Annotated in this window: 8 protein-coding genes; 7 read left to right on the forward strand and 1 reads right to left on the reverse strand. The window is 55.1% G+C overall.

What is annotated here, in order from left to right; translation table 11 throughout:
• Positions 1-5 precede the first annotated feature (5 nt).
• The 5 genes from hisS (at position 6) to HMPREF0576_RS03020 (ending at position 7563) form a co-directional block, all read left to right on the forward strand.
• Positions 6-1325: a histidine--tRNA ligase gene (gene hisS / locus HMPREF0576_RS03000; protein ID WP_004010648.1), complete on the forward strand. Its 1320-nt coding sequence runs from the start codon at positions 6-8 to the stop codon at positions 1323-1325.
• Positions 1318-3015 (forward strand): dynamin family protein, encoded by a 1698-nt coding sequence (locus HMPREF0576_RS03005; RefSeq protein ID WP_004010649.1) that lies wholly within the window; start codon positions 1318-1320, stop codon positions 3013-3015. Before hisS ends, HMPREF0576_RS03005 begins: the two co-directional genes overlap by 8 nt.
• The gene (locus HMPREF0576_RS03010; RefSeq protein WP_236589601.1) at positions 3015-4886 is read left to right on the forward strand and encodes a GTPase family protein; all 1872 of its coding nucleotides are present in this window, start codon (positions 3015-3017) and stop codon (positions 4884-4886) included. Before HMPREF0576_RS03005 ends, HMPREF0576_RS03010 begins: the two co-directional genes overlap by 1 nt.
• Positions 4887-5028: 142 nt before the next feature.
• Complete coding sequence (gene aspS, locus HMPREF0576_RS03015) at positions 5029-6828, forward strand: aspartate--tRNA ligase (RefSeq protein ID WP_004010651.1); 1800 nt, start codon at positions 5029-5031, stop codon at positions 6826-6828.
• Positions 6829-6939: 111 nt separating this feature from the next.
• Positions 6940-7563, forward strand: coding sequence for an L-threonylcarbamoyladenylate synthase (locus HMPREF0576_RS03020; RefSeq protein WP_004006770.1), 624 nt, complete (start codon positions 6940-6942; stop codon positions 7561-7563).
• Between the two features lie 3 nt (positions 7564-7566).
• Here HMPREF0576_RS03020 and HMPREF0576_RS03025 read toward each other — a convergent pair whose 3' ends face one another.
• Positions 7567-9909 carry an MMPL family transporter gene (locus tag HMPREF0576_RS03025; protein WP_236585888.1) on the reverse strand — a complete coding sequence of 781 codons (2343 nt, stop codon included), beginning with the start codon at positions 9907-9909 and terminating at the stop codon, positions 7567-7569.
• A gap of 50 nt (positions 9910-9959) precedes the next feature.
• On the opposite strand from HMPREF0576_RS03025, the gene HMPREF0576_RS03030 reads away from it, so the two are divergent.
• Positions 9960-11297, forward strand: a complete 1338-nt coding sequence (locus HMPREF0576_RS03030) for a replication-associated recombination protein A (protein WP_004010652.1) — start codon at positions 9960-9962, stop codon at positions 11295-11297.
• Positions 11298-11435: 138 nt separating this feature from the next.
• Positions 11436-12056, forward strand: a complete 621-nt coding sequence (rpsD, locus tag HMPREF0576_RS03035) for a 30S ribosomal protein S4 (RefSeq protein ID WP_004006773.1) — start codon at positions 11436-11438, stop codon at positions 12054-12056.
• The last annotated feature ends 58 nt before the right edge of the window (positions 12057-12114 follow it).

The raw sequence follows: 12114 nt of genomic DNA on the forward strand, positions 1-12114 counted from the left end.
AGAATATGCCCATGATGACATCACTTTCAGGTTTTCCTGAGTTCACGCCGGAGGAAAAAATCCTTGAGGACGAGCTGATTTCTCGTCTGACCAAAGTATTTGAGCTGCACGGATTTTCTCATTTAGAGACGCGCGCTATAGAACCTCTCAGTGAGCTGGAACGCAAGGGAGAAACCTCCAAAGAGGTCTACGTCCTGTCTCGCCTGCAAGACAAGGAAGGCAAAGAGGACCGTAAGAACGGACTGCATTTTGATTTGACTGTGCCGTTGGCGCGTTACGTGTTAGAAAACTCGCACTTGCTGCGGTTCCCATTCAAGCGTTATCAGATTCAAAAGGTATGGCGTGGCGAGCGTCCCCAGGAGGGTCGTTTCCGCGAGTTTGTTCAGGCCGATATTGATATGGTGGCAGCCGAAACTTTACCGCCACAATTTGAGATTGAGGCTCCGTTGATTATGGCGCAGGCTTTGGACTCCCTGCCGATTCCCACCCCGGTGGTACACGTGAATTCCCGCAAGATTTTGCAGGGTGTCTGCAACGCCTTGGGTATCGCACACGTGGAGGGGGTCCTGCAAGTCATAGACAAACATGACAAGGTCAGCCCCGATGATTTTGCAGGAATGCTCAGTGAACTCGGTCTCGATACGTCCCAAGTACAGACCCTGGTGAACTTGGCAGACATTTGTGGTGCTGATGAAAGCGTCATCCAACAGGTGCGTGATCTGGGACTACAAGATGACCTGTTGGAGGAAGGTCTGGAGGACGTGGCGCGGATGCTGCGCAGCGTTCCCGACCATGAGAAAGGCAACGTGGTCGCTGACTTTAAGATTGCCCGTGGGCTCGATTACTACACCGGCATGGTTTACGAAACATTCATCACGGGAGCTGAATCTTACGGTTCTATATGTTCCGGGGGGCGCTACGATAACTTGGTTTCGCAGGGTAAACGCCACTTTCCGGGGGTGGGTATGTCTATCGGCTTGACCCGTCTCATCTCGATTATTCTGGCTAACGATTGGGCGAAAGTGTCCCGTCAGGTTCCGACCTGTGTCTTGGTTGCGGTAGATAGTGAGGAAACCAGAGGACAAGCCGAGAACGTGGCTTGGAAGCTGCGGGCTCGCGGTATCAACACGGAAGTCAGCCCCACCGCTGCCAAATATGGTAAACAAATCAAATACGCGGTGACTCGTGGTATTCCCTACGTGTGGTTTGTGGAATCCGGGGAAGTTAAGAATCTAATTAACGAAACCCAGGAAAGTGCCCAAGCCGACACGTTTACGCCCGCGCCCGACCTTTTGAAACCGCAGGTGATTGCCAACTATGGGTGAATCGCCAACGGTAGCTTTGGATGAGTTGGCTCAGCAGCTGGAGGACCTAACGTTTGGTTTTCCGGCAGCGCAGGCTGCCGCCATAAAGCTGCGAGACTCGGCGATTTCTCGGCTGCGCGAACATCTGTGCGCGAGAGGCACTGACTTGGACGGGCCTCTGGTGGCAGTGCTGGCAGGCTCCACCGGGGTGGGCAAATCGACCATCCTGAATTCCTTGGTCGGTTCCCAAGTTCCGACTTCCGTGAGACGCCCCACGACCCTCACCCCAGTGCTGGTGTACCATCCCGATGACGAGCTGTGGCTGGCGGCGGATCGTATCTTAGGGGGCTTTGAAAAGATACGTCTGTTAGAGGACGACACGTGGGACGACCCCGCAACCTTAGATTCCCCGACAGAACAGGCGAGAGCGGCTAGTGAAGACTCTGGGACGGCACCCCGACCCCAGCTGATTCTGCGCGCGACTCCAAAGATAACCCCAGGTATATGCCTCATTGATTGTCCCGACTTGGATTCCTATCTGGATACGAACCGAGATTTAGCACAGCACCTTTTGGAAGTGGCTGACCTATGGATCTTTGTGACTACCGCCAACCGCTACCGGGATGAACCAGGACTGGAACTGTTGCGGAAAGCTGCCCGGCGCGATGTTGCTATTGGCGCGGTGCTAAATCGGGTCGCCAAAGGTGCCCTCCTGACGACAAAGCAGGATTTCAGTGCGGAAATTGCAGGCAGCAACCTCAAAGATGTCCCGATTTTTGCCATCTTGGAGACACAAATCGCCGACGGAGAGCTGCCTGCCGAAGATTTAGTTCCCTTGCGTAACTGGCTGGATAATCTGGCGGGGGACGCCTTGCTACATTCCGCCATGGCTCGCCAGACCCTGTTCGGTTCTCTGCAGGAAGTTTTGGATTCGAGCGAAGAAGTGTTCGCTGCAGCCGCCGCAGAGACGCAGCTGCGCAGCGATGCGGAGCAAACCGTGGAGCGACTGGAACAGCAGTTACGAGATTTTGTTGATGCGCAGATTGCGGATCCGACTTGGTTCCAAGGAGAGCCTGCGGATTTGTTGGAGCCTTGTGTGCGCCACCATCTCGAGGAATACCGGGCTGAAAATAACTGGGTACGCCAGCGGCTGAAATGGAAAAATGCTTGGCTCAAGCAGCAAACGCAATTGGATTTGGCGCTAGATTCAGTCCAGCGAGCAGTGGCAAGTAGTGTATCCAACCTGGACTTTCAGATGGAACAAATGATTGCCCAGAGCATTCAGCATTCCACTTTGTCAGTGCCAGACCAGCTTTTCGACAACACAGCCTCGCCCCTGGATGGGGGCGAACTCTTGGAACAGTGGTCTCTCACGCCGACGGAGTGCTATCGCCAAATGGGACAGAACCGGGATGAGGAGCTTTCCGCAGAGGAACTCCAGATGCTATTCTTGGCGATCCTTTTCGCGGGGGTAGCGTCACCCGAAACCTGCGAGTTCACCGGGGTCGACCAGCTTTTGGGAGATTATTTTGATACCGAAATTCTTATGCAGCTGCAATCGTGGAGCCTGGCGATGCTGCGCAATGGGCTGTACGCGCGGGTCAACCAGCATATTGTCGCCTTGCGCCAAAGCATTCCCCATCCCGCCAACTCAGAGGTAATCGCCACGGGACGAAAGACGCTGCGTATCCTGCGAGAGGAGTGGTCCTAGTGCCTCGGAACAATCCCGAACAACGCAAAAATCGGATGCAGGCAGCCCTCCAACGTGCCTTGGAATGCCTTGCTGACGCTCAGGTTACGTCCAGTGCCGAGACCTTCCTGACCCGGACCCACGAAGACTTACGCCGTTTGGAGGAGCAGCTAGCACGCCGAGACGCCTTGGATCCTCAGGTCACGGTGGTGGCGGTAGCTGGACCAAGCGGTACTGGAAAATCCACGGTAGTCAACACCTTGCTCCGCCGCAACGGTCTGGTGCCGACCGGGACACACCGTCCCACCACGACGGAACTGGTCGCATATGTTGACGCGGAGGTGACTGGGGCACCATTTTTGGAGCTGAGTGGAATTTCTCGCAGCGTCAGTGTGGAGTTTTGCTCTACCGGGTCCAATCTTGTCGGGGAAAACCAGCGCGAGGCTGGCGAAGCTCATCAGGTGCGTTCGTCTCGGGGAAATCACTTGATTGTGGTTGAAGTGCCCGATACATTGTTAGTCCCGGAGCTGACCTCAGCAGTGTCGCAGGTATTGGAAACGGCGGATTTAATCTTGTGGACCACAGATTCCCAAAAATATGCCGACGCGGCTTTTCACCGCCAGATTTCCACCTTTCCGCGGCAGCAAAATTCGTACTTTGTTTTGACTCACACCGAGGGCTTGACCGCGAGTCAACAAGGGACTCTAAATCAAGAGCTTGCTGCTATTGCGGAACGGCTCGGGGTTAGTTCTGAAATCTTGCAAATTTCGGTTTATGAAGATTCAAGTTTGGCACAGTTCCGGGAAACCGTAGCTGAAATTTCTCGTGCGCCGGAAGCCCGTTGGAGGAGCGAACAAGCCGCGATCAGTCGTATCGCCATGCGGTCGTGTCAAGACTTGGAACTGAAAATGAATGGAGAATCGTCTCCTCTGTCCGATTCATCCCCGTCTGACTCTGCGTCGCCGAGCACAGCCGAAAAAAAGCTGGTTGACCAGGTGGCTCAGGTCAGTGGTCTCGTGGCAGTGCAAACGAACTTTTTCAAACGGTACCTGCAGGCAGGAGGATTTTGGACCCTGTGGCCGGTGCTGAATTGGCTAGCCGGTATCAAACCGCTGGCTTCTTCCAGTGAGAATTCTGCAATCACGGTGGGCGAAACTGCTGCGGATGAACCCGTCGACGACAACTCTGTCCAGAGCTCTGCGGACTCTTCTGCAGAACACCCGTCAGAAGATAGCACAGCTGCAGCCTCCACGGACGCTTCGACAAGCACGGGTGAGGTCGAGGGGTCAGCAACCCCGCAAGCTGATTCGCTAAACCGAGTTTCCACCCAGGTCAACACCGCGGGAATTACAAGTGCAGCTCGTGCCTATGCCGTGGTTGTCAGCACGGATCGTCCTTCCAAATGGATTAACTTTGCCCAACTTAAGGCAATAGAACTGTCCGGCAATCTGGCTAGTGCTCTCACTTTGGCTCTGGAATCGTGGAAATTCCCGGCGCGTCCCACCCGGACCTGGTGGCGGATCTGGCGTATAGGACATTGGTTCTGGTTAGCAGCGCTGCTGGGGGGTCTGCTGTGGAGCCTCATTGCGGGGGTTGCCTTCCTCGGAGGAGCCGGCACTAGCGCGGTCGGACGGATGGTAGGACCGGCGCCGTTGCCCCTCGTGATTTTCGCCGTGGCCATCGTGGGTACCTTGGCATGGAGTTTGGCAGGAGCCAAAATGCTGCGCCGCGGGGCGCAAAACTACGGGAAAGAATGCGCTGATAAATTCCGCGCCCTCATTCTGGAAGTGACTCGTCAGGCGTTCCTGGTCAAAATGAATCAGAATTTGGATGTGTATCCCCAGCTGTCCGAGCTGTTTTTGGAAATGCGCGGGGAAGCGCAATCCTGTTAGCTTTCTCGGCTGCACGCCACAGGTTATTTTCTAGGGTTTTCCCTCAGCTCAGATAGGCGTTAAACTTTAGACAGCCCACTTGCTGGGGTCGGGGTATCGCCCCGGTGTTTACTTGAGACGATTTTTCAAAGGAAGGCATAAGTTGCTGCGAAATCACAAATGTGCGGAATTGAACCTGAATCACGATGGTCAGACCGTCACCCTCTGCGGTTGGGTGGATCGTCGCCGAGACCACGGTGGAGTAGCTTTCATGGACTTGCGTGATGCCTCCGGGATCGTGCAGCTGGTTGTCAGCGAAGAAGTGGTACGGGAAGTCCGTAATGAATACGTGCTCAAGGTCACCGGCAAGGTGCGCAAACGCCCCGAAGGTAATGAAAATCCCGATATTGCCACCGGAGAAATTGAGGTTATGGCGGACGATGTCGAGATTCTTAATTCTTGCGCGACCCTACCTTTCCAAGTTTCGGAACATGCTGAGGACTCCAAGGTAGGCGAAGACATCCGGTTGCGCTATCGTTTTGTTGATTTGCGTCGTCGTCAGCTGCATGACAACCTGGTGCTGCGTTCTCGGATTTCTCAAATCGCGCGGCGGGTCATGGAGGAACATGAGTTTCTTGAGATTGAAACCCCGACTCTGACGCGTTCCACTCCGGAAGGTGCGCGCGACTTTGTGGTTCCCGCGCGGATTCGACCCGGCTCGTGGTATGCCCTGCCGCAGTCACCCCAGCTGTTCAAGCAGCTACTGATGGTCGGTGGTATGGAACGCTACTTCCAGTTGGCCCGCTGCTACCGAGACGAAGACTCCCGTGCCGATCGCCAGCCTGAGTTTACGCAGCTCGATATGGAAATGAGTTTCGTTGATCAAGATGATGTCATTGAGGTGACCGAACACCTGCTGAAGGAGATTTGGAAAGTCATCGGCTATGACCTGACCACTCCGATTCCGCGGATGCCTTTCCAGGAAGCCATGGATCGTTTCGGCTCCGACAAGCCGGATTTGCGGTTCGGATACGAGCTTGTGGATTTGACCGACTTCTTTAAAGACACCCCGTTTAAGATTTTCCAAGCGCCCTACGTAGGAGCGGTAGTTATGCCCGGAGGTGGTTCCCAGCCGCGCCGTACTTTTGACAAGTGGCAAGAATGGGCGAAAGCCCGCGGCGCGAAAGGTCTGGCATACGTAACCTTGGACGAAAAAGGCGAAGCTGGCGGTCCGGTGGCAAAGAATATTTCCGACGCGGAAAAGGTCGGTTTGGCAGCTGCCACCGGAGCCCAACCGGGTGACTGCATTTTCTTTGCCGCGGGGGACAAGACCGCTTCACAAACGTTGTTGGGGGCAGCACGTTTGGAGATTGGCAGGCGCTGCAATCTCATAGATGAAAAGGCGTGGGCTTTTACCTGGGTGGTGGACGCGCCACTGTTCAAGCCCTCCGGAGAGGCAGAAGCGGAAGGTGACGTAGCCCTGGGACACTCCGCATGGACCGCTGTGCACCACGCGTTTACTTCGCCGAAACCGGAATGTCTCGACACTTTTGATACCGATCCGGGCAGTGCCTTGGCTTATGCATATGACATTGTGTGCAATGGGGTGGAGCTCGGCGGTGGTTCCATCCGTATCCACCGTCGCGATATTCAGGAGCGGGTGTTTAAAGTTATGGGCTTCTCGCAGGAAGAAGCGCAGGCTCGCTTTGGGTTCTTGCTCGATGCTTTCAAGTACGGCGCCCCGCCGCATGGCGGTCTGGCTCTGGGCTGGGATCGCATCGCCGGAATGCTGACAGGTTCTCCGTCGATCCGCGACGTTATCGCTTTCCCGAAGGCTGGCGACGGTTTGGATCCGCTCACCGGCGCGCCCGCTCCGATTACGGACGAACAACGCAAAGAAACCGGCGTGGACTACGTGCCGGAAGACGACGAGGACGACGAGTCAACCGAGGACAGCGAATAAACGCTGTAGACGGCGCTTGTGCAAAGAATCACCGCGAGTTGTCTCTCCACTGCCAGCTATCCCTTCTAAAATGGACGGGATAGCTGGCAGTGTTTTACCTAGGGGAAAATCATGAGTGCGAAAATTTTTGAACTGCATCCGGAAAATCCGCAGGCTCGTTCGTTGCGTCAAATTGTCGAGATTATCCAAGACGGTGGCATTATGGCGTATCCCACTGATTCTGGATATGCGTTGGGCTGTGCGTTGGCTAACGGGGCTGGTCTGGAACGCATCCGGAAAATTCGTCAGCTTGATGACAAACACCATTTCACGCTGGTATGCCACGACTTTTCCCAGCTGGGTCAGCTGGTGATGGTGTCTAATTCTCAATACCGTCTGATTAAATCGCTGACTCCGGGTCCCTATACGTTTATTTTGAAAGGCACCAAGGAAGTACCCCGCGCCACGTTGAACAAAAAGAAGCACACCGTAGGCGTGCGGATTCCCGCTCACAAGGTCGCGTTATCACTGGTAGAAGCCATGGGGGAGGCCATCTTGTCCTGCACCTTGTTGCTGCCCGGCGATGCGGAACCGTTGAGCGACCCGGTGGAAGTCATTGCCAAGCTGGGACATCTGCTGGATGTAATCGTCGACTCCCCAATTGGTTCGGATCAGGCAACTACCGTCATCAACATGGAGGACGATGTGCCCATCGTGACCAGGGAAGGTGCCGGTCCAGTTGATTTCTTGGAGTAGCGACTAGTCGCTTGCATCCGCAGCGTTATCGCTGGTTTCAAGGCTTTCAAGGGCAGGTGCGCTGTCTACTGCGCTGGGTTCGCTCTGTTCTGGAAGCTCATCTTCCCAGACCAATTCGGAGTCTTGTGACTTTCGCGCCGGGTAAGTCTCCAGCAGGGGAGAGAGGAACAGTCGGCTGAACAAAACGTTGAGCAGCACCACGATGACGAGGGCGAAAGCTGACTGTTTCACCGGCATAGCGTGCATCGGCAGGAAAGCCAGAAAAATCGCTAGGTGAACCACAGAGCGAGTCCATAGGGCGCCACGGGTTTGAGTTAATTCGTTTAGCAACGGGTCATCGTCCAAGTCCGCGAGTTCTTCAGGCAGGTGGTGTTTCGATTTATTCATGGCATAGAACTGATAATCCAGGGATAGCGCGAAACCGAAACCTGCCAATAAAACTGCCACGTTAGGGTCGACCCCCCCGGAACGCGCCAGTTTGGGCAAGAACGCGCCCCACCCGTCTTGGAAAACTAAAGCCGTCAGCCCTAACGCTACCAACAGATTCAAGGAGTTCAGCAAAGTCGCCCACACCGCCGCCCAGACATGCCTGGTGGCGCGCAAAATGACCAAGAAAGTAGCCAGGACCATAACTCCTACCAGCGGGGGGACAAACTTGATGAGCTCGGAGGCGAAATCGACCTGGTTGGCGGCCTGTCCAGTGGTCCATTTCGGAAATTCCGAAGGTAGTTTGCGGATAGTTTTCACGATCTCCCCGGCTTGCCGGTTGGTGATACCCGGTTTCAAATCAACGTTCAAAACGCTGTAGTCCCCAGCGATTTCGGTGTTACCCGCAGTCATTGCCGCCACACCGGGGATTTTCCCTACTGCCACCGACCAGCTTTGTATATTTGCGGCGGTAGTTTTCCCGAGAATCTGAATATCAGGGGTAGCCGCGGTGGTACCGTAATGGGCGGCACGCAAAGACTCAAATTTTGCGGCATTTGTGCCGGGAGGGAAAGTCGTTTGCCCGGATGTATGCCAAGTAATCCCAAAGGTGGGAACAGCCAGCACCAGCAGAAACACCACCAGGACACCCGTCAAAATCGGTCTGGCGGGCTTTCGTGAGGCAAATGGTGCCCACAACCGGGTGCCCAAAGAACGTATCCAGGAAGAAACGGTACTCAGAATCTGTCGATGCCATTGCGGACGAGGGCAATCCAACCAATTGATACCGAGGTACAGCAGCGAAGGAATTAACGTGGCCCCGATTGCGTAGCATTCCAGAATCGAGAACATGCTCACCAGAGCTACCCAGCGCAGGCTGCTGGCAGGGAATATGGCGACCATAATTAATCCCAGCACAATCAACGCCGTCGAAATCAGCATGGCAGGCGCCGAATGTGCGAAAACTTCATCTAAAGGGGTGAGCGAGTCGCGACGCTTGCGCAGCCGGCGTTCACGAGGCTTGGAAACGCGAGGAATCTCGGCAGTGTATTTCATGACTGCTAAACGAGAACGACTGCGACTGATGAGAAACACCGCATACCCGGTCACCACACCTAGTGAAAGCATAGTAACCAGGGCAGAGTCACCGGGAGCGGGTTTGACGACGAGGGAAACCAGCGTAGCGATGGTGCGCGTCACAATCCACCCGCAAAGGCTCGGAATGAAAGCGAGCAGAGTCAAGCGCAGACGTCCCATAGCCCCAAACAGCACCGTGAAAATCAGCAGCAAAGCAATCAGATTAGCCTGGAGAGAATCTTGATGCGCATTGAGAGCCACTTCGCGATTATTCAAGTCTTGATCTGTGACGAGTCCCGTGGCGTGGGGCGCAAATGAGCGCATGTCACCGGCGATTTGGCTTAAAGCGTGCTCAGTCATGGCACGGATGTCATCGGCACGTTGGGGAAACTGGGTCAGGTCCAGCAGCACCACCATCATGAAACCGTGTTTATCTTTTGCAATAAACTTGTCCATCAAAGTTTTCGCGTCGGGGTTATTGACATCGTCACCTTTCGCAAAGGGATACAGCACCCCTGCCGGAATTACCCCCGGAACCTCGCTGAAACTCGCCGCCGCGGAGTCCAGCACATTCTTAACTTCCGCACGTTGCTTATCCATGTCCACGCCGGTGACGATGAGGTAAGCCTGATAATTCGAGCTACGGCTGTCATTCAGGATTTGCGATGCCACGTAGGATTCCGAGCCGGGGATTGATACCAGGCGGTTTTCAACGCGATTCCACATGCTTCCAAAACCAAAACCGGTCAATGTAAAAACTGCACAGATAACTATCACCAGAGCCCAAATCAACACCGTAGGGAGGGGGCGTCGATTCAACCGGCGATATAGTTTGAAAAACATGTTATGCATTGTCTCACACACTTTGGGGTAATTTTCACTAGGGTGGTGGCATGGACTTGTTTGATTCCTTGAGTGATACCGGCAAGGGGGTTCCGGAGTTTCGCCCGGATGCCCCTTTGGCAGTGCGGATGCGTCCACGTAACGTCGAAGAATTGGTGGGGCAGTCGCACCTTTTGGCACCCAATTCCCCATTGCAGCGACTGTTGCGGGGAGACACCGAGATGACCTCCTCGGTGATTCTCTACGGTCCGCCCGGCACCGGTAAAACGACTTTGGCATATTTGGTGGCACAGGCAGGAGGTCGAGACTATGCCCAGCTGTCTGCCATCAATGCGGGAGTGAAAGAAGTTCGAGAGGTTATCAATGCGGCGAAGCAACGGCTGAGCCTGAGCGGACAAGAAACCATATTATTCCTGGATGAAGTTCACCGGTTTTCTAAATCGCAACAGGACTCGCTGCTGCCGGCAGTGGAGAACCGGTGGGTTATCCTGGTGGCTGCCACCACTGAAAATCCGGCTTTCTCGGTTATTTCTCCGCTGTTGTCTCGGTCCCTCCTGCTGACCCTGCAGCCTTTAACGAACCGGGACATTGAAATCATCATGGACCGGGCTTTGGCAGATGAACGGGGACTGGGTGGGAAATACACCCTGACTCCGGACGCTAGGGAAATTCTCATCAGATTAGCCAGCGCGGACGGGCGCAAAGCCCTGACTCTGTTGGAGGCTGCTGCCGGAGGAGCGGATTCCCGAGCTGCTAGCGAGATTACTGAAGACGATGTGGCAGCGGCAGCGGATACGGCTGTGGTGCGCTACGGTATTGACGAGCATTATGACGTGGCGTCGGCGTTTATCAAGTCGATGCGCGGCTCTGACCCCGACGCTGCCCTGCACTATTTGGCGCGGATGATTAAAGCCGGGGAAGACCCGCGTTTCATTGCTCGGCGCGTCGTTATTGCGGCGGCAGAAGACGTCGGGTTGGCAGACCCCAGTGTGCTGCCCCTGGCGGTCGCGGCGGCACAAGCGGTGCAATTGATTGGGATGCCAGAGGGACGGATTCCCTTGGCAGAGGCTGTCATCGCGGTGGCGACTGCCCCAAAGTCGAATCGGGCTTATGTAGGTATCAACTCCGCTCTAGCTGACGTGGAGTCCGGCAACATTGGAACCGTTCCGACCTATCTGCGGGATCAGCATTATCCGGGTGCCGCTACGGATAGGAAAATCATCGGTACTTATCGCTACCCTCACGATGACACTCGTGGTATCGTCACGCAGCAATACCTGCCTGACCCGCTGAAAGACAAGGTATATTACGAGCCTTCTGCCCACGGGTGGGAAGTCACTTTGGGGGATAGGCTCGCAAAAATACGCAAGATTCAAAAAATGGGGTAAGATAGCTAAGTTGCCCGGCGCTTTGGTCAACCTTCGGTTGCTTGGCGTCCGGACACCTGGGGTCTTAGCCATGAAGGTGACCCCTCCCCGTTGAGATGCCCTCGCGGGGTGACTTTGCGATAAGACAGGAAGAATAAAATGGGAAACCGTTCTCGGAAAATGGTGCGCTTGTCGCGCGCCTTGGGGATGCCGCTGACCCCGAAAGCTAAGCGGTACTTTGAACGTCGTCCGTATGGGCCCGGCGAACACGGTCGCGCTCGTCGTCGTAGTGAATCCGACTACGCGGTGCGTTTGAAAGAAAAGCAGCGTTTGCGCGCCCAGTACGCCATTCGTGAGGCTCAGCTGGTGAAGACCTTCCAGGAGGCTCGCCGGATGGAAGGTCAGACCGGTGACAACCTGGTGGAATTGCTGGAAATGCGGCTTGATGCCCTGGTGTTGCGTGCCGGCTTTGGTCGCACTATGTTCCAGGCCCGCCAAGCGGTGACACACCGTCACATTCTGGTTGACGGCAAAATTGTGGACCGCCCCTCTTACAAGGTGCGTCCCGGACAGACCGTGCAGATTAAGCCGACCTCCCAGGTGAAGGACCCCTTCGTGGTAGCAGCACGTGGTTCGCACCGCGATGTGTTGCCTCCCGTCCCTGATTACCTGAAGGTCGATTTGGAAAAGTTGCGTTTTACGTTGGAACGTAAGCCGAAGCGTGAAGAAGTTCCGATTCAGTGTGAAGTGCAACTGGTCGTGGAGCACTATTCCCGCTAAACCTTACAGTGGCCCTGGGATTTTCCCAGGGCCAATTGTTTAAAGTTAGAATGCTTAC

Origin of the sequence: Mobiluncus holmesii ATCC 35242 (assembly GCF_000185445.1) — a bacterium.
In the GTDB taxonomy this organism is placed as follows: domain Bacteria; phylum Actinomycetota; class Actinomycetes; order Actinomycetales; family Actinomycetaceae; genus Mobiluncus; species Mobiluncus curtisii.